The organism is Domibacillus sp. PGB-M46 (assembly GCF_022668875.1).
Classification (GTDB): domain Bacteria; phylum Bacillota; class Bacilli; order Bacillales; family Domibacillaceae; genus Domibacillus.
This window is the reverse complement of the sequence record NZ_JAKGCR010000002.1, coordinates 1-17,661: the sequence shown is the minus strand read 5'-3', so window position 1 is coordinate 17,661 and position 17,661 is coordinate 1. Positions and strand designations below refer to the sequence as shown.

Annotated in this window: 19 protein-coding genes; all 19 read left to right on the top strand. The window is 45.3% G+C overall.

Annotated elements, in window-relative coordinates:
* Positions 1–6: 6 nt before the first annotated feature.
* The 19 genes from rpsP (at position 7) to codY (ending at position 17,553) form a co-directional block, all read left to right on the top strand.
* Complete coding sequence (rpsP, locus tag L2D08_RS02040) at positions 7–279, top strand: 30S ribosomal protein S16 (RefSeq protein WP_046175080.1); 273 nt, start codon at positions 7–9, stop codon at positions 277–279.
* Between the two features lie 81 nt (positions 280–360).
* A complete protein-coding gene (locus tag L2D08_RS02035; RefSeq protein ID WP_242232073.1) occupies positions 361–750 on the top strand; it encodes a YlqD family protein in 390 nt (129 codons plus the stop codon).
* Positions 751–754: 4 nt separating this feature from the next.
* Positions 755–1,270: a ribosome maturation factor RimM gene (gene rimM / locus L2D08_RS02030; RefSeq protein WP_242232072.1), complete on the top strand. Its 516-nt coding sequence runs from the start codon at positions 755–757 to the stop codon at positions 1,268–1,270.
* The gene (gene trmD / locus L2D08_RS02025; RefSeq protein ID WP_242232071.1) at positions 1,267–2,001 is read left to right on the top strand and encodes a tRNA (guanosine(37)-N1)-methyltransferase TrmD; all 735 of its coding nucleotides are present in this window, start codon (positions 1,267–1,269) and stop codon (positions 1,999–2,001) included. The genes rimM and trmD overlap by 4 nt, the downstream gene beginning before the upstream one ends.
* A gap of 130 nt (positions 2,002–2,131) precedes the next feature.
* On the top strand, positions 2,132–2,476 hold the full coding sequence (rplS, locus tag L2D08_RS02020) for a 50S ribosomal protein L19 (protein ID WP_242232070.1): 345 nt from the start codon (positions 2,132–2,134) through the stop codon (positions 2,474–2,476).
* Positions 2,477–2,574: 98 nt separating this feature from the next.
* Positions 2,575–3,114 (top strand): signal peptidase I, encoded by a 540-nt coding sequence (lepB, locus tag L2D08_RS02015; protein WP_242232069.1) that lies wholly within the window; start codon positions 2,575–2,577, stop codon positions 3,112–3,114.
* 25 nt (positions 3,115–3,139) lie between these two features.
* Complete coding sequence (gene ylqF / locus L2D08_RS02010) at positions 3,140–3,994, top strand: ribosome biogenesis GTPase YlqF (protein WP_242232068.1); 855 nt, start codon at positions 3,140–3,142, stop codon at positions 3,992–3,994.
* A gap of 73 nt (positions 3,995–4,067) precedes the next feature.
* Positions 4,068–4,838, top strand: a complete 771-nt coding sequence (locus tag L2D08_RS02005; RefSeq protein ID WP_242232067.1) for a ribonuclease HII — start codon at positions 4,068–4,070, stop codon at positions 4,836–4,838.
* A 19-nt stretch (positions 4,839–4,857) separates the two neighbouring features.
* Entirely contained in the window at positions 4,858–6,615 is a 1,758-nt protein-coding gene (locus L2D08_RS02000) for a hypothetical protein (RefSeq protein WP_242232066.1), read from the top strand.
* Positions 6,612–6,884: an EscU/YscU/HrcU family type III secretion system export apparatus switch protein gene (locus L2D08_RS01995; RefSeq protein ID WP_242232065.1), complete on the top strand. Its 273-nt coding sequence runs from the start codon at positions 6,612–6,614 to the stop codon at positions 6,882–6,884. The genes L2D08_RS02000 and L2D08_RS01995 overlap by 4 nt, the downstream gene beginning before the upstream one ends.
* 154 nt (positions 6,885–7,038) lie before the next feature.
* Positions 7,039–8,199, top strand: coding sequence for an ADP-forming succinate--CoA ligase subunit beta (gene sucC / locus L2D08_RS01990; RefSeq protein WP_242232064.1), 1,161 nt, complete (start codon positions 7,039–7,041; stop codon positions 8,197–8,199).
* Positions 8,200–8,233: 34 nt separating this feature from the next.
* On the top strand, positions 8,234–9,136 hold the full coding sequence (gene sucD / locus L2D08_RS01985) for a succinate--CoA ligase subunit alpha (protein WP_242232063.1): 903 nt from the start codon (positions 8,234–8,236) through the stop codon (positions 9,134–9,136).
* A gap of 66 nt (positions 9,137–9,202) precedes the next feature.
* Positions 9,203–10,081, top strand: a complete 879-nt coding sequence (gene dprA, locus L2D08_RS01980) for a DNA-processing protein DprA (protein WP_242232062.1) — start codon at positions 9,203–9,205, stop codon at positions 10,079–10,081.
* Between the two features lie 205 nt (positions 10,082–10,286).
* A complete protein-coding gene (gene topA / locus L2D08_RS01975; protein ID WP_242232061.1) occupies positions 10,287–12,365 on the top strand; it encodes a type I DNA topoisomerase in 2,079 nt (692 codons plus the stop codon).
* A gap of 143 nt (positions 12,366–12,508) precedes the next feature.
* The gene (trmFO, locus tag L2D08_RS01970; RefSeq protein WP_242232060.1) at positions 12,509–13,813 is read left to right on the top strand and encodes an FADH(2)-oxidizing methylenetetrahydrofolate--tRNA-(uracil(54)-C(5))-methyltransferase TrmFO; all 1,305 of its coding nucleotides are present in this window, start codon (positions 12,509–12,511) and stop codon (positions 13,811–13,813) included.
* Positions 13,814–13,875: 62 nt separating this feature from the next.
* Entirely contained in the window at positions 13,876–14,775 is a 900-nt protein-coding gene (gene xerC, locus L2D08_RS01965; RefSeq protein ID WP_242232059.1) for a tyrosine recombinase XerC, read from the top strand.
* Between the two features lie 14 nt (positions 14,776–14,789).
* Positions 14,790–15,329, top strand: a complete 540-nt coding sequence (hslV, locus tag L2D08_RS01960; RefSeq protein WP_242232057.1) for an ATP-dependent protease subunit HslV — start codon at positions 14,790–14,792, stop codon at positions 15,327–15,329.
* 29 nt (positions 15,330–15,358) lie between these two features.
* The gene (gene hslU, locus L2D08_RS01955) at positions 15,359–16,753 is read left to right on the top strand and encodes an ATP-dependent protease ATPase subunit HslU (protein ID WP_242232452.1); all 1,395 of its coding nucleotides are present in this window, start codon (positions 15,359–15,361) and stop codon (positions 16,751–16,753) included.
* A gap of 20 nt (positions 16,754–16,773) precedes the next feature.
* Positions 16,774–17,553, top strand: a complete 780-nt coding sequence (gene codY, locus L2D08_RS01950; protein WP_242232055.1) for a GTP-sensing pleiotropic transcriptional regulator CodY — start codon at positions 16,774–16,776, stop codon at positions 17,551–17,553.
* Positions 17,554–17,661: the final 108 nt, after the last annotated feature.

The following is a 17,661-nucleotide window of genomic DNA, read 5'->3' as shown; positions in this document are numbered from 1 at the left end:
ATTAGCATGGCAGTAAAAATTCGTTTAAAACGTATGGGTGCAAAAAAATCCCCATTCTATCGTATCGTAGTAGCTGACGCCCGCGCGCCGCGTGATGGCCGTTCAATTGAAACAATCGGGACATACAATCCGGTTGCTCAGCCAGCAGAAGTAAAAATCAATGAAGAGCTTGCGCTTAAATGGCTTCAAGATGGTGCAAAACCATCTGATACTGTTCGCAATCTTTTCTCAAAAGAAGGCATTCTGGAAAAATTCCACAATGCTAAATACAGCAAGTAAGCTATTGCGAAACATCAATTCCCCAAAAGAATCTTTCTTTTGGGGAATTGCCATTTTTGTTCCATAAAAAGGAGCGGTGGGATGCATATTTTACAAACCGTATCAGTCGTTCAAGTAGTGACAGAGTCACTAAAACAAAGCCGTATGAATGCATACGAGCAGCAAAAACGCCGGTTAGAGCGGGAAACAGCCCAGCTGCTGTTTGAAAAGAAAAAAGCGGAGCGCGGCGGCTCCAAGCGGGCGGAAGCGGCGGCCCGTTATCAAATGGAAATTGACCAGCGTCATGAAAAGCTGGAAATGGTTGAATTTCAAATCAGCCAGTTAAAAGGGCTGCCTCTTGGGACAGAATTAAAAGAACGGGATATCCAATCCATTGTGGAGGTTAAGCCCGGGGACCGCTTCTATGGAAAAACCGGCGGCACGATTGTTGTAAAAGATGGCGTCATTGTAGAAATTCGCACCGAGGAGTGAAAAAATGAGCAAGTGGTTTAATGTGGGAAAAATCGTCAATACACATGGTTTGCGGGGAGAAGTTCGTGTCATGTCACAAACAGATTTTCCGGAGAAGCGATTTAAAAAAGGCAGTGAGCTCGCGGTTTTTAAAAAAGGGGATAAAGAAGGCATCCCGGTTACGGTCGCTGCACATCGCACCCATAAAAATTTTGATTTGCTGACGTTCGAAGGGCGTCCCTCCATTGAGGATGTAGAGGCCTTCAAGGGAACTATATTAAAAGTACATGAAACCCACCTTGGCGAGCTGGATGAAGGAGAATTTTATCTTCATGAAATCGTCGGCTGCCAGGTGGAAACGATGTCAGGCGATACAGTCGGAAAAGTAACTGAAGTGCTGACACCGGGTGCAAACGATGTGTGGGTGGTAGAAGGCGGGGGCAAGACATTTTATATCCCTTACATTGATGATGTAGTGAAATCGATCGACAAAGAGAAAAAGCTGATCTTAATCGATCCGATGGAAGGACTGCTTGAATGAAGATCGATGTGCTGACACTATTTCCAGAAATGTTTGAGGGCGTTTTTTCTTCATCCATTATGAAAAAAGCAGCCGAAAAAAATAAAGCGTCCTTTCGGGCGGTTAACTTTCGGGATTTTGCGGAAGGAAAACATAAAGTGGTCGATGATTATCCGTACGGCGGCGGTGCGGGAATGGTGCTTAAGCCACAGCCTCTTTTTGACGCGGTAGAAGCGTTAAAGGGGGAAGCGGAGGCAGCTCCGCGCATTATTTTAATGTGCCCGCAGGGAGAGCGGTATACGCAAAAAAAAGCAGAAGAGCTTTCAAAAGAACAGCATTTGATTTTTTTATGCGGTCATTACGAAGGCTATGACGAACGGGTCCGCAATCACCTTGTAACCGACGAAATTTCGATCGGTGATTACGTGCTGACCGGCGGTGAACTGGGGGCAATGGTTATAGCGGACAGCGTAGTCCGCCTGCTGCCGGGCGTGCTTGGAAATGAACAGTCTGCCGTGCTGGATTCATTTTCGTCCGGTATGCTTGAACATCCCCATTACACACGTCCAGCCGACTTTAGAGGCATGAAGGTGCCGGATGTCCTTCTATCGGGCAATCATAAGCATATTGAAGAGTGGCGTGCGGAGCAGTCGCTCAAGCGCACGTGGGAACGGCGGCCTGATTTGCTGGATTTAATGAATTTAACGGATCAGGAAAAAGAAAAAATTAAGCGATGGGAATCTGAAAAATAACGTTGATTTAGTGGAGAATCTATGATAAAATTTCGTAGTCAGTGTGCAAAATAACACGCTGCATTAAAACGGTGTTCCGCTGTCGTGATTGCGCGGGTATGAACATTTGTTAGAAGGAGAGGAAAACACAATGAACCAATTGATTCAAGAATTGACACAAGAGCAGCTTCGTACTGATCTTCCAGCTTTCCGTCCGGGAGACACAGTTCGTGTACACGTTAAAGTTATCGAGGGTACACGTGAGCGTATTCAGGTATTTGAAGGCGTTGTAATCAAGCGTCGCGGCGGCGGCGTAAGCGAAACATTCACAGTCCGCAAGATTTCTTACGGCGTGGGCGTTGAGCGTGCATTCCCGCTTCACACACCAAAAATCGCGAAAATCGAAGTTATGCGTCGTGGTAAAGTTCGTCGTGCGAAATTGTACTACTTGCGTAACCTACGCGGTAAAGCAGCGCGTATTAAAGAAATTCGATAATAAGAGAGCAAAGGAGTCTGCCTGCAGACTCCTTTTTCTTTCAGGTTTTACGACCATCATGATATGATAAGTGTACTTGAATTGAAGGTGGTGCCAGCATGGCTAAAGGAAAAAATGAATTTTGGGAATGGACGAAAGCGCTGCTGATCGCGGTCGGGCTTGCTGCCCTGATCCGGTATTTTATATTTGCGCCGATTGTGGTCGACGGTCTTTCGATGATGCCGACACTTGAAAGCGGGGATCGGATGATTGTGAATAAACTTGGTGATCCAGACCGTTTTGACATTGTCGTATTTCATGCGCCCGAACAGAAAGATTACATAAAACGAGTCATTGGTCTTCCAGGAGACACCATTGAGTATAAAAATGACGTTTTGTACGTGAATGGGAAAGCTATAGAAGAACCGTATTTGAATGAATATAAGAGCGAAGTAACCGACGGTCCATTAACGCCCGACTTTACGTTAGCTGAAATTACCGGCCAGGAAACCGTGCCGGAAGGCGAGATTTTTGTGATGGGCGACAATCGCCGTTTCAGTAAAGACAGCCGCCATATCGGTACTGTTAAAATTGATGAGATTGTCGGTGAAACCAGACTTGTTTACTGGCCGTTTGACCAAATTCATCTTGTAGAATAAACGGATTCGAAAGGAATGTGTACGCTTGACAATACAATGGTTTCCAGGCCATATGGCCAAAGCAAGACGGCAGGTAACAGAAAAATTAAAACTCGTTGATATCATTTTTGAATTGGTGGATGCGCGCCTGCCCTTGTCTTCGCGCAATCCGATGATTGATGAGATTTTAAACCAGAAGCCGCGGCTTGTCATTCTAAACAAAGAGGATATGGCAGATCCAGTTATGACAAAAGAGTGGATTGCTTACTTCAAAGAAAAAGGCATTGAAGCCGTTTCGGTGAATTCGCAGGCGGGCAGCGGACTCGACAAAATTGTAAAAGCAGCTGAGAGCATTTTAAAAGAAAAATGGGATCGAATGCGTGCGCGGGGAATGAAGCCGCGGGCAATAAGGGCGATGATCGTTGGTATTCCAAATGTCGGCAAATCCACACTCATTAACCGGATTGCAAAAAAAAATATTGCCAAAACCGGTAATATGCCAGGCGTAACAAAAGCACAGCAGTGGATTAAAACGGCTAAAAACCTGGAGCTTTTGGATACACCGGGTATTTTATGGCCAAAGTTCGAAGACCCGGAAATCGGCTACAAATTGGCCTTGACGGGTGCCATAAAAGACGCGATCTTGAATTTGCAGGATGTGGCGATCTGGGGGCTTCGTTTTTTAGAGAGCGAGTATCCGTCGCGGCTCCAAGAGCGCTATGGATACAGGGAGCTTCCGGAAGACATGGCGGTTGTTTTTGAACAAATTGGTGAACGGCGCGGCTGCCTGTCTTCAGGGGGCGGCATTGATTACGACAAGGTAACTGATGTAATTATACGTGATGTGCGTACAACGCAGTTTGGCCGCCTTACGTTTGATATTCCGCCACAAAAAGCGTGAAGGGCTTCCTTCGCGTTTTTTTGTGGAAAAAAAAGAAAAAATGCCGATAATACAGATAAGGAGCCAAGAAAATATGTGCAAGGAAACGATTACCCAGATTAAACAGCAGCTCGCAGCTGTCAGCAGCTTAGAAGACAAACAGCTGGCCCAGTGGGAGAAAGATGAAAGAAAGGGCGTACAGGCAGCTGTGAAAGCGTGCAGGCGCCGTCTTCAAAAGAAAAAGGATGAACAGGAGCGCCTGGAGCAAATGATGGCGTATGAGCGGGCAGCAACGAAGCGGGGGATACAAAGCATTGCCGGCATTGATGAAGCGGGCAGAGGACCCCTTGCAGGCCCTGTAGTAGCTGCTGCGTGTATTCTGCCGGATGGTTTTTTGCCGGAAGGATTAAATGACTCTAAAAAAATAAAAGAATCCATCCGTGATGAACTATATGAGCTGATAATAGAAAAAGCGGCAGTCGGCGTCGGAATTGTCAGCGCAGAAGAAATTGACCGAATCAATATTTACGAAGCGTCTAAAAAAGCGATGATGCTTGCAGTAGAATCACTTCCAAAACAGCCGGAGCACCTGCTTGTCGATGCGATGACGCTGCCGGCTGCCATCAGCCAGGAGGCTATTATAAAAGGGGACGCTAAAAGTGCGTCTATTGCCGCAGCGTCTATTATTGCCAAGGTAACTCGTGACCGGCTCATGAAAGAATATGCAGCCCAGTTTCCCGGCTATGGATTTGAAAAAAATATGGGATATGGCACGAAAGAGCATATTGAAGGATTAAAGCAATTTGGCGTAACGCCGCAGCACCGCAAAACATTTGCGCCTGTAAAAGATATGCACACACTATAAAAAGCAGGAGGGGCATTCTATGGAAATTGGGCAGCAGGCCCTTCAAAGAGGCGTGCGGCTGCAGGAGGCGCGCAGCCCGATTGACATATTGAAAGAAGGGCATATTTTTTCTGGTAAAACCATCAAGCTTTTACCCGGACAAATGGCCGAAATCGCAGCGCTTGGCCAAAAGCTGACAGCACAGCTTGAAACACCGCTGCAAGCAGGAGAGCGCTATACGTTTCAAGTGGTTTCTTTGGATCGGGGTGTTTCGCTCCGTGTACTTGCAGAAAACCCGGCAGCAAAGCTTCCAGCCGATCAAGTATCTGTCCTGCTTGAAAAAATGGGGCTGCAGCCAACGAAAGAAAACATGGCTTTTACAGCAGCGGCCCTCCAAAATGGAACAGCTCTTTCAAAATCTCTGATCCAAACCGCTTCGGGATGGCTTGGGAAGTCTGGAGCAGAAGGGATAGAAGTGGTCCGATTTATGCTGAGCCGTCATTTGCCGATAACAGAAAATGTTTTCCAGTCCCTGCTGGCTGCCCGTTCAACGGGTTCGATGACCGAAAAATTGGGTTCTTTACAGCAATTGCTCGTACAAAATGGCTTTAAACAATCAGAGGCAGCCAAAGCAATAGGCCGCCTGCTTGGTGAAACAGCAGAGACATTTGCTTTTAAAGGCACAGCCAATGAAAAAGCGGTTCAGCTGGTTTCAGCACTGCAAGGTACCGATACGACCGAAAAAGCGGCAGCCATCCGGGTGCTCGGCCAATCAATGGCTGCAAATCCTTCTTTAGCAGCCCAGCATGGAGAAGCGCTGCTTGCCGGGATTGCCAGAAGCTCTAAGCCATCTTTGAACCAGAATACGGAACTTCGCCCTGTCCAGCTGCTTAAACAAGCACTGTCCCAGCTGGCTGGAAGCCCTGTGTCTGAAAAAGCAGTTACCGCTTTTAAGCAGGCTCTTTCTTTATCGCTCCCTCTTGGGCATCCCGAACGACCGGCTTTGATGCAGCAGCTGGCACAGCTCGCAGACGGGTTTGAAATGGGACAGGCACTTTCTCAAAGAACGGCTGCATCCTTGTTTCAGCTGGCTTCTTCTGCCGCTGTATCCCTTCCTGACCAGGCCGCAGCAAGAATGGCTGTATTGATCGGTGCCGATGCGCTTTCTTTTGAGGAACCGCCGGCAAGTTCGGTTTTACGTGATGCCTTCCGTTTTCTTGGAGTGGACCACGAAGCTGTTCTTGCCTCGAAAGAAAATGTCCAAAATGCTCCGCAGACTGTTAAGCAGGAGCTGATCAGGCTCATGTCAGATACAATGCCGGCACCTATTAAAGAAGCTGCTGAGCAGATGGTTGGCCGTCTTAACGCACAGCATATTTTGTCTGCCGAATCCGGACCTGTTCAGCAGCTGGTGCTGCAGTCTCCTTTACAATTTGGTGAATTTAGAGGCGATATGACGATCAAGTGGGAAGGGAAGAAAAAAGCAGACGGAAAAATTGACGCTGATTTTTGCCGTGTATTGTTTTATGTGGAAATGCCGCGTTTAAAACAAACGGTCATTGACATGCAGGTGCAAAACCGGATTGTGCATTTGCACATTGCCACGGAAATTCCGGGCCCGCTGCTGAAAAAAATAAGCAGCCCGGCTGTTGATTCATTGAAAGAGGCCCTTGAAGCAGGCGGCTACCGTTTGTCCGGCGTTTCGTTCAAGGAGCCAGTGGCGCTGGAAAAGGAAAAGCCGCCGCTTGCCCGCATTATGGATGATGATCGTTATATGGGGGTGGATATACGCATATGAACCAGCCAAACCGGAGGCAGGCCGCCGCTCTTTCCTATAATCCAGACTCAGTGGGAGCACCGGTTATAAAAGCAAAGGGAAAAGGACTCATCGCTGATCAAATTATTGCCTCTGCAAAAGAAAATAATATTCCGATACAAGAAGATCCGGGGCTTGTCGAGCTGCTTGGACAGCTTGAAATAAATGAAGCGATTCCAGAAGATTTATATCAAGCGGTAGCCGAAGTGTTCGCTTTTATATACCGTCTTGATCAGTCCCTTGGTAAATAAACATTGTAAGCGTTTTGCGAAAAATGTCCGTTCTTGAAAAAAGAGCGGATTTTTTATGTTCAAAAGCTGGACATAATTTTGATTTTTCTCTACAATGAAGTCGCAGTCTGATTTGCAAAAAGACTATGTTTTGAGACCGATAGGAGGCTGGAAGATGAATATTCATGAGTATCAAGGGAAAGAAGTTCTCAGAAGCTACGGCGTTGCCGTGCCGAATGGGAAAGTTGCGTTTTCCGTTGAAGAAGCGGTTGAAGCAGCAAAAGAACTTGGCACAGCAGTAAACGTTGTCAAAGCACAGATTCATGCGGGCGGCCGCGGAAAAGCAGGCGGCGTTAAAGTCGCAAAGAATCTCGACGAAGTACGTACATATGCACAAGAAATCCTCGGTAAAGTGTTAGTCACACACCAGACAGGTCCTGAAGGCAAAGAAGTAAAGCGCCTTCTTATTGAAGAAGGATGCGACATTCAAAAAGAATATTATATCGGCTTAGTGCTGGACCGCGCAACGTCTCAAGTTGTTTTAATGGCATCTGAAGAAGGCGGAACAGAGATTGAAGAAGTAGCCGAAGCAACACCAGAAAAAATCTTTAAAGAGTATATTGACCCAGTAACTGGCCTTAGCGCGTACCAGGCTCGTCGTATCGCGTTCAATATCAATATTCCGAAAGAACTTGTGGGACAAGCTGTTAAATTTATGATGAGCCTTTACACTGCGTTTGTAGAAAAAGACTGCTCTATTGCTGAAATTAACCCGCTTGTTGTAACAGGTGACGGAAAAGTAATGGCGTTGGATGCAAAATTGAATTTTGATTCAAATGCTCTATACCGTCATAAAGACATTTTAGAATATCGTGATCTTGAAGAAGAAGATGCAAAAGAAATTGAAGCATCAAAATATGACCTGAGCTACATTGCCCTTGATGGAAATATCGGCTGCATGGTAAACGGTGCAGGCCTTGCCATGGCAACGATGGATATTATCAAGCATTATGGCGGCGATCCGGCTAACTTCCTTGATGTTGGGGGCGGCGCAACAGCTGAAAAAGTAACAGAAGCATTTAAAATTATTTTGTCTGATGAAAATGTAAAGGGAATTTTCGTTAACATTTTCGGCGGCATTATGAAATGTGACGTTATTGCAACAGGTGTGGTAGAAGCTGCGAAGCAGGTAAGCCTGTCCGTACCACTTGTGGTGCGTTTGGAAGGTACGAATGTAGATGCCGGTAAAGCAATCTTGAACGAGTCAGGTCTTGACATCGTTTCAGCAGATTCTATGGCAGATGGCGCGCAAAAGATCGTTAGTCTCGTAAAATAATCAGGATGTTGACAATAGAAAGGCGGGTATAGGCATGAGTGTTTTCATTAATAAAGATACAAAGGTAATTGTTCAGGGCATCACGGGCTCTACTGCCCTTTTCCATACAAAACAAATGCTTGAATATGGAACGAAAATTGTTGGCGGTGTTACTCCTGGTAAGGGCGGCACTGAAGTAGAAGGCGTACCGGTATTTAATACGCTTCAAGAAGCTGTGCAGGCGACAGGTGCCAACGCGTCTGTTATTTACGTTCCGGCTCCATTCGCAGCAGATGCGATTTTGGAAGCGGTTGACGCAAATCTTGACCTTGCAATTTGTATTACAGAACATATTCCGGTACTCGACATGGTAAAAGTAAAACGTTATATGCAAGGCAAGAAAACACGCCTTGTTGGGCCAAACTGCCCAGGTGTTATCACACCGGATGAGTGCAAAATCGGTATCATGCCAGGGTATATCCATACAAAAGGCCATGTGGGTGTTGTATCACGCTCCGGCACACTTACGTACGAAGCTGTACACCAGTTAACACAAGCAGGAATCGGCCAGTCTACAGCTGTTGGTATCGGCGGTGACCCGGTGAATGGAACAGACTTTATTGATGTCCTAAAAGCATTCAATGAAGATCCGGAAACAAAAGCAGTTATCATGATTGGTGAAATCGGCGGTACAGCAGAGGAAGAAGCAGCCGAGTGGGTAAAAGCGAACATGACAAAACCTGTTGTCGGCTTTATCGGCGGACGTACAGCGCCTCCAGGAAAGCGTATGGGCCATGCTGGTGCGATTATTTCAGGCGGTAAAGGAACAGCTGATGAAAAAATCCGTGTTATGAACGAATGCGGCATTCAAGTAGCGGAAACTCCGTCTGTTATGGGTGAAACACTAATTAAAGTTCTTGAGCAGCAAGGACTTTTAGAAGAATGCAAAACACATTAATCGAAGACGAAGACGCCTGAATTACTCAGGCGTCTCTCTTTGCATGTATTAAAGGAGGGGAATGCGTTGCACTATACAGCTAAGCAGCTTTTAAAACTGCAGTACTGCCCAGGCATCAGCTGGAAAGACCAATATGTATTATTAAAAAATGATCCTCATTTAAGCCACCTTCCCCGCATGACAGCCGCAGAATTTGCTTCTGCCACAAACCGTTCCATTGGACAAGCAGAAACCATTTTAAGCGGGTTTCATTCTCTTTCCTATCATGATCTTTATTCTGCTTTACTGGAGTCCTCTACAACCTTTATTCCCATTTTTGACCTGCAATATCCTGAACCATTAAAAATGCTCCCGCAGCCTCCATGGGGCTTATTTGCTATGGGAGAAACAGCGCTTATGAGCAGCCGGAATATGCTTGCTGTTGTTGGGGCCCGTGATGGAAATGAATACGGAAAAAAAGTACTGCAAATGCTGGTCCCTGCTTTAGTCAAAAGGAATATTACAATCGTCAGCGGGCTTGCTAAAGGAATCGACGCTTTTTCACATGAAGCTGCCCTTCAGGCAGGCGGCAAAACGATTGCGGTTATTGCAGGCGGATTTAGTCACTTCTACCCAAAAGAAAATAAACTGTTAGCACACCATATTTCCAGGCAAGGTCTTATTTTATCCGAATACGCACCGAACCGAAAGCCGGAGAAATGGCAATTCCCAGCCCGAAATCGGATCATCAGCGGATTGTCAAAGGGTGTGTTAGTCGTACAGGCGGCTAAAAAAAGCGGTTCACTTATCACTGCTTCTTTTGCACTTGAACAAGGCATTGACGTATTTGCAGTGCCGGGACCAATTACCCATCCACTTTCAGAAGGTGTGCATGCTCTCATTGCGGATGGAGCGAAAATTGTTCATGGTGCTGACGATATTTTATCGGAATGGAGGCAGGAATAAAAAAACTTTTCGCGAAAACAGTTGCAATTCAGGTTTATATCATATAAATTTTGCAACAGAATGATTTTTGCAAAACATGTCCTGTTTTGTAATAAATAGAGAATGAAAATGAATAGCACAAATAAAGAAACGTTTGACAAACAAACCATAACCGCATAATAATATGTCTAATTATTCATTTTACCTCTCGGGGAGGCTTTATCTTATGTCAGATTATTTAGTAATAGTAGAGTCCCCGGCGAAAGCGAAGACAATTGAACGCTATCTCGGGAAAAAATACAAGGTGCGCGCATCTATGGGGCATGTTCGGGATTTGCCGAAAAGCCAAATGGGCGTAGATATAGAACATAATTATGATCCAAAATACATCACGATCCGCGGCAAAGGCCCGGTCTTAAAAGAACTAAAAACAGCTGCCAAAAAAGCGAAAAAAATCTACCTCGCGGCTGACCCGGATCGCGAAGGAGAAGCAATTGCCTGGCATTTGGCGCATTCACTAAACATTGACACGACTTCTGACTGCCGGGTTGTATTTAACGAGATTACCAAAGACGCGATCAAGGAATCTTTTAAGCACCCGCGGCCAATTAATATGGATTTGGTGGATGCCCAGCAGGCACGGCGGATTCTCGACCGGCTTGTCGGCTATAATATCAGTCCGTTATTGTGGAAAAAAGTAAAAAAGGGCCTGAGTGCCGGACGTGTTCAATCAGTGGCTCTTCGCCTTGTGATTGATCGTGAAAATGAAATTAAAGTATTTGTACCAGAAGAATATTGGACCATTGAAGCGGAATTTACAAAAGGAACGGATACATTCAGTGCCTCTTTTTACGGGTTAAATGGCAAAAAAGAAAAGCTTTCATCAGAAGCCGATGTAAAAAAAGTGCTGGCTGCGATTGAAGGGAATCAGTTTTCCATTCAAACCGTTACAAAAAAAGAACGCCGACGTAATCCAGCTGCTGCGTTTACCACTTCTTCGCTGCAGCAAGAAGCGGCTCGCAAATTAAATTTCCGAGCGAAAAAAACAATGATGCTCGCCCAGCAATTGTATGAAGGAATCGACCTTGGCAAGGAAGGCACGGTTGGTTTGATCACGTATATGAGAACGGATTCAACACGCGTCTCGGAAGTAGCGCAGTCGGAAAGCCTGGAGTACATCACGGCTCATTACGGAAAAGAATACGTGAGAGAGCAGGGGCAAAAAAGCGAGTCAAAGAAAAAAGGTGCCCAGGATGCTCATGAAGCGATCCGTCCGACCAGCACGATGCGTGAGCCGTCCGAACTGAAAAGTTTTCTTTCACGGGATCAGCATCGCCTTTATAAGCTCATATGGGAGAGATTTATCGCGAGTCAAATGGCCCCAGCTGTAATGGATACCGTCAGCGCAGATATTGTAAACGGTGATGTGATGTTCCGGGCAACAGGGTCAAAAGTAAAGTTTCCTGGCTTTATGAAAGTATATGTAGAAGGTACGGATGACACAAAGGAAGAAAAAGAAAACTTTCTGCCAAATCTCGAAAAAGGGGATACGGTGCAGTCCAAGGAAATTGATCCAAAGCAGCACTTTACTCAGCCGCCGCCCCGTTATACAGAAGCCCGTCTTGTTAAAACGCTAGAAGAGCTCGGCATTGGGCGTCCGTCCACGTATGCACCTACCCTTGACACGATTCAAAAACGCGGATACGTGGCACTGGATAATAAGCGTTTTGTTCCGACAGAACTGGGAACGATCGTCCACGAATTGATGGCCGAGTTTTTTGCCGATATTATCGATGTAGAATTTACGGTGAAAATGGAACGTGACCTTGATAATGTAGAAGAAGGCATTAAAGAATGGGCAGCCGTTATTGATGAGTTCTACAAAGGCTTTGAAGGCCATTTGGAAAAAGCAGAAAAAGAAATGGAGCAGGTTGAAATAAAGGATGAGCCTGCTGGTGAGGATTGTGAAAAATGCGGCCATGAAATGGTTTTTAAAATGGGCCGCTTTGGGAAGTTTATGGCATGCAGTAACTTCCCAGACTGCCGAAATACAAAAGCCATTGTAAAAGAAATCGGCGTAAAATGCCCTAAGTGTGCAGAAGGTAATATAATAGAAAGAAAAAGTAAAAAACGGCGTATTTTTTATGGCTGTGACCAGTTCCCTGGATGCGATTTTCTATCGTGGGATAAGCCAATTGAGCGCCCATGTCCGAAATGCGGAAAACTGCTCGTTGAGAAAAAGCTGAAAAAAGGCGTGCAGATTCAATGTACGGAATGTGATTATAAGGAACAGCCGCAGTCTTAAAACGGCGAAAGCCGCCTTGTTTGGAGCAAAACAAGGCGGCTTTTTGCATAGACAACAACATTTTGCTTTTTTTCTACAAGCAGGTAGTGTACAATGCTTAATGGACATACGGGTACGTACCTTTAAAGCAGGGGGAAACAACAATGAATCAACCAATTAACGTAATCGGAGCGGGACTTGCGGGCAGCGAAGCCGCTTTTCAAATAGCAGAACGGGGCTTGCAGGTCCGCTTATACGAAATGCGCCCGGTTAAACAAACACCAGCGCATCATACAGATAAATTTGCCGAGCTTGTGTGTAGCAATTCATTGCGGGCAAACGGGCTGACGAATGCGGTTGGCGTGTTAAAAGAAGAAATGCGCCGTTTAAATTCAGTGATCATCAGTTCAGCGGATGCATGTGCGGTTCCGGCGGGCGGTGCACTGGCTGTAGACCGGCATGAATTTGCGGGACATGTAACAGAGCGGGTGAAAAATCATCCGAATGTAACCGTGATTAATGAAGAAGTAACAGAAATTCCAGAAGGGATTACCGTTATTGCAACAGGTCCTCTGACAACGAGCGGATTAGCCGAAAAAATAAAAGAGCTTACAGGGGAAGAATATTTATACTTTTATGACGCGGCAGCACCGATTGTCGAAAAAGACAGTATTGATTTGAATATTGCGTATTTAAAATCCCGCTATGATAAAGGGGAAGCGGCTTATTTAAACTGCCCGATGAATGAAGAAGAGTTTGACCGTTTTTACGAAGCATTGATTGCGGCCGAAACGGTGCCGTTAAAAGAATTTGAAAAAGAAATTTTCTTCGAAGGCTGTATGCCGATTGAAGTTATGGCCAGCCGGGGCAAGAAAACCATGCTGTTTGGCCCGATGAAGCCGGTCGGACTGGAAGATCCACGTACAGGAAAGCGCCCATACGCAGTAGTACAGCTTCGCCAGGATAACGCGGCCGGAACACTTTACAACATTGTGGGTTTTCAAACCCACTTGAAATGGGGGCCGCAAAAAGAAGTGCTTCAGCTTATTCCGGGACTTCAAAATGTTGAAATTGTTCGTTACGGAGTAATGCACCGCAATACGTTTATTAATTCACCAAAAGCGCTGCTGCCAACTTATCAGCTAAAAAGCCGTCCAACACTTTTCTTTGCTGGACAAATGACTGGGGTGGAAGGATATGTAGAGTCAGCGGCAAGCGGCTTAATGGCAGGAATTAATGCTGCAAGGCTGGCACTTGGACAGGATCCGGTAACCGCACCGCAGGAAACAGCTATTGGCGGCATGGCACACTATATTACGCATACATCTCCGGATAATTTTCAGCCGATGAACGCCAACTTTGGGTTGTTCCCGGCATTGCCAAAGAAAATTAAAGGCAAAAAAGAACGGTACGAAGCGCTCGCTGGGCGGGCTTTAGAAACAATTCAAACTTTTTCGAAAAGTTTGTAAATTTCTTGCGAAGGGCTGCTGACATATGCTATTATGTAGTAGCCCTTTTGTGAGGTGGGAAAATGTCTAAACTTTTCAAAAATTATACAAACTCTTATTTTGCTTACCTGCAAATTGAAAAAAACAGCTCTGTTCATACGGTAAAGAATTATCGTGATGATCTGGAGCACTTTTTTATGTTCATGAATGAACAGCTTATTACAGAATTAACAGATGTAACGCATCAAACAGCGCGTTTATATTTAACCTTGCTTCATGAGAAAAAAATGGCGCGGGCGTCTGTTTCACGAAAAATATCGGCCCTTCGCGGGTTTTATCGTTTTTTAATGAGGGAAAATGTCGTAACGGAAAATCCGTTTTTGCTTGTGCATCGGCCGAAAGGAACAAAGAAGCTCCCGTCTTTTTTTTATGAAGAGGAAATGAGGGAGCTTTTTGAAGCGGCAGAAGGGACAGATCCCCTGTCTATCCGAAATCGGGCGCTGCTTGAAATCTTGTACGGGACGGGTATCCGTGTCAGTGAGTGTGCGGCGATTGAGCTGCCCGATTTGGATGCGGGCCTTGGTGTTCTTCTCGTCCATGGAAAAGGCGGGAAAGAAAGGTACGTGCCATACGGCAGTTTTGCAGCAGAGGCTGTGGAACATTACAATCAAAACAGCCGGCCCCTTTTAATGAAGAAAAATGAACATAGTAAATTGTTTGTGAATTTCAGGGGTGCACCAATCACGACTGGCGGAATCCGCCATATTTTAAATGATTTAATTCAAAAAGCTTCGTTATCAGGGAAAATTCATCCGCATATGCTTAGGCATACGTTCGCAACGCATATGTTAAATAACGGCGCGGACATGAGAACGGTACAGGAGCTGCTTGGGCATGCCAGCCTTTCGTCTACCCAAATGTACACACATATTACGAAAGAACACCTGCAGCATACATACCGCAATCATCATCCACGTGCATAAAGGAGAGAGAAGAAGTGGGAGAATTTCATGCGACAACGATATTTGCTGTTAAGCACAATGGATCTTCAGCGATGGCTGGAGATGGACAAGTAACGTTTGGCAACGCGGTTGTAATGAAGCACACGGCTAAAAAAGTACGTCGTCTTTTTAATGGAAAAGTCGTCGCTGGCTTTGCCGGATCAGTTGCGGATGCGTTTACGTTATTTGAGCTTTTTGAAAAAAAGCTGAATGAATACAGCGGTAACCTGCAGCGGGCAGCTGTCGAGCTTGCCAAGGAGTGGCGTACCGATAAAATGCTTCGCCGTCTGGAAGCCATGCTCATTGTGATGGATAAAGACAATTTACTGCTTGTATCGGGTACAGGCGAAGTCATTGAGCCCGATGACGGCATTCTAGCGATTGGATCAGGCGGCAATTATGCTTTGTCAGCAGGACGGGCACTCAAGCAATATGCCGTACAGCTGAATGCGGCGGAAATTGCAGAAGCCGCCTTGAAAACGGCAGCGGATATATGTGTATACACGAACCATAACATTATTGTGGAAGAACTGTAGTGAGGAGTGAAAAAATGAAGCTAAATACGATGAATATGACACCGCGCCAAATTGTCGAGCGTCTTGATCAATATATTGTAGGACAAAAAGAAGCGAAAAAGTCTGTCGCTGTTGCGCTTCGTAACCGGTACCGCAGAAGTTTGCTTGATGAAGCAATTCGTGATGAAGTTGTGCCGAAAAATATACTTATGATTGGGCCGACTGGGGTGGGAAAAACAGAAATTGCCCGCCGTATGGCCAAGCTTGCAGGCGCGCCGTTTATTAAAGTGGAAGCCACAAAGTTTACCGAAGTGGGCTACGTCGGCAGGGATGTTGAATCAATGGTGCGGGATTTGGCTGAAACGGCCGTCCGGCTCGTCAAAGAAGAAAAGATGAACGAAGTAAAGGAACCGGCCAAAGAAGCGGCCAACCGCCGTCTTGTCGAGCTGCTTGTTCCATCACGCAAAAAAAACACATCGGTTAAAAATCCGTTTGAAATGCTGTTTGGAGGACAGAACAACCAGCAGGAAGAATCAGATGACTCAACTGAAGATATGTCTATTTTCGAAAAACGCCGTGCGGTTGAGCAAAAGCTTGCGGCCGGAGAACTTGAAAATGAAACCATTACGGTGGAAGTGGAAGAGCAGCCGCCTTCTATGTTTGATTTGTTTCAAGGCTCCGGAATGGAACAAATGGGGATGAATATGCAGGATGCTCTTGGCGGCCTGATGCCGAAAAAAAAGAAAAAGAAAAAGCTTGCTGTGAAAGACGCCCGCTCTGTGCTGGAGCAGGAAGAAGCCCAAAAGCTGATTGATATGGATGAGGTTACACAGGAAGCAGTCAGACGTGCCGAACAAACAGGGATTATATTCATTGATGAAGTGGATAAAATAGCGGTAAAAGGCGGTGCATCTTCGGGAGCCAATGTTTCGCGCGAAGGTGTTCAACGCGACATTCTGCCAATTGTAGAAGGGTCAACCATTGTGACGAAATACGGGACAGTTAAAACAGATTATATTCTATTTATTGCAGCAGGCGCCTTTCATATGTCTAAGCCGTCTGATTTAATCCCAGAGCTGCAAGGGCGCTTCCCAATCCGGGTTGAACTAGAGAAGCTGTCAACAGACGATTTTGTTCGGATTTTAGTAGAGCCGGATAATGCGCTTCTTAAGCAGTATAAAGCATTGCTTGAAACAGAAGGCATCCATGTTGAATTTACGGATGAAGCTGTTCAGCGCCTGGCCGAAATTGCTGTTCATGTGAACAGTGAAACAGACAATATCGGTGCCCGCCGTCTGCATACAATCATGGAAAAGCTGCTTGAAGATTTATCTTTTGAAGCACCAGACATTACGATGGAAAAAATCACAATCACACCGCAATACGTAGATGAGAAATTATCTGCTATTTCACAGAACAAAGATTTAAGCGAATTTATTTTATAATCAATCGGAGGAACTGCATCATGAATCTTTTGGAGAAAACAAGAAAAATTAATCAAATGCTGCAAAACGCGGCAGGCAAAACGGTGAACTTTAAAGAAATGGCTGAATCCCTTTCTGAAGTAATTGAAGCGAATATTTTTGTCGTGAGCCGCCGCGGAAAACTGCTTGGCTTTGGCGTAAACCAGCAAATTGAAAACGAGCGAATGAAACAAATGCTCGTTGAACGCCAATTTCCAGAGCAGTACACAAAAAGCCTGTTTAATGTAACTGAAACATCATCCAACTTAGATGTAAACAGTGAATACACTGCTTTTCCAGTGGAAAACAAGGAGCTGTTTCAAAACGGCTTAACAACGATTGTACCGATCGTAGGTGCTGGTGAGCGTCTTGGTACACTTGTACTGGCTCGATTAGAAGAACAATTCCATGATGATGACTTGATTTTAGCGGAATACGGAGCAACAGTCGTTGGAATGGAAATTCTTCGTGAAAAAGCGGAAGAAATGCAAGAAGAAGCCCGCAGTAAAGCGGTAGTGCAAATGGCCATCAGCTCTCTTTCCTACAGCGAGCTGGAAGCAATCGAGCACATTTTCGAAGAATTAGATGGGAAAGAAGGGCTGCTGGTTGCGTCTAAAATTGCAGACCGTGTGGGCATTACCCGCTCTGTTATTGTAAACGCGCTTCGTAAGCTTGAAAGTGCCGGAGTGATCGAATCACGTTCGCTCGGTATGAAAGGCACATATATTAAGGTCCTAAACAATAAATTCTTGGTGGAACTGGAAAAACTTAAATCAAATTAAAAAAACACCTGCAGTTACAAACACTGCAGGTGTTTTTTTATCTATTTTTTATGATAATAGTTCCAAAATTGTTTAAGAATGAGAGTATTATGTCAATTTATTCTTTAG

Excerpts from the sequence above, each read along its gene's own strand:
- rpsP (WP_046175080.1), top strand. The coding sequence starts at position 7 with ATGGCAGTAAAAATTCGTTTAAAACGTATGGGTGCAAAAAAATCCCCA.
- L2D08_RS02035 (WP_242232073.1), top strand. The coding sequence starts at position 361 with ATGCATATTTTACAAACCGTATCAGTCGTTCAAGTAGTGACAGAGTCA.
- rimM (WP_242232072.1), top strand. The coding sequence starts at position 755 with ATGAGCAAGTGGTTTAATGTGGGAAAAATCGTCAATACACATGGTTTG.
- trmD (WP_242232071.1), top strand. The coding sequence starts at position 1,267 with ATGAAGATCGATGTGCTGACACTATTTCCAGAAATGTTTGAGGGCGTT.
- rplS (WP_242232070.1), top strand. The coding sequence starts at position 2,132 with ATGAACCAATTGATTCAAGAATTGACACAAGAGCAGCTTCGTACTGAT.
- lepB (WP_242232069.1), top strand. The coding sequence starts at position 2,575 with ATGGCTAAAGGAAAAAATGAATTTTGGGAATGGACGAAAGCGCTGCTG.
- L2D08_RS02005 (WP_242232067.1), top strand. The coding sequence starts at position 4,068 with ATGTGCAAGGAAACGATTACCCAGATTAAACAGCAGCTCGCAGCTGTC.
- L2D08_RS02000 (WP_242232066.1), top strand. The coding sequence starts at position 4,858 with ATGGAAATTGGGCAGCAGGCCCTTCAAAGAGGCGTGCGGCTGCAGGAG.
- L2D08_RS01995 (WP_242232065.1), top strand. The coding sequence starts at position 6,612 with ATGAACCAGCCAAACCGGAGGCAGGCCGCCGCTCTTTCCTATAATCCA.
- sucC (WP_242232064.1), top strand. The coding sequence starts at position 7,039 with ATGAATATTCATGAGTATCAAGGGAAAGAAGTTCTCAGAAGCTACGGC.
- sucD (WP_242232063.1), top strand. The coding sequence starts at position 8,234 with ATGAGTGTTTTCATTAATAAAGATACAAAGGTAATTGTTCAGGGCATC.
- topA (WP_242232061.1), top strand. The coding sequence starts at position 10,287 with ATGTCAGATTATTTAGTAATAGTAGAGTCCCCGGCGAAAGCGAAGACA.
- trmFO (WP_242232060.1), top strand. The coding sequence starts at position 12,509 with ATGAATCAACCAATTAACGTAATCGGAGCGGGACTTGCGGGCAGCGAA.
- xerC (WP_242232059.1), top strand. The coding sequence starts at position 13,876 with ATGTCTAAACTTTTCAAAAATTATACAAACTCTTATTTTGCTTACCTG.
- hslU (WP_242232452.1), top strand. The coding sequence starts at position 15,359 with ATGAATATGACACCGCGCCAAATTGTCGAGCGTCTTGATCAATATATT.
- codY (WP_242232055.1), top strand. The coding sequence starts at position 16,774 with ATGAATCTTTTGGAGAAAACAAGAAAAATTAATCAAATGCTGCAAAAC.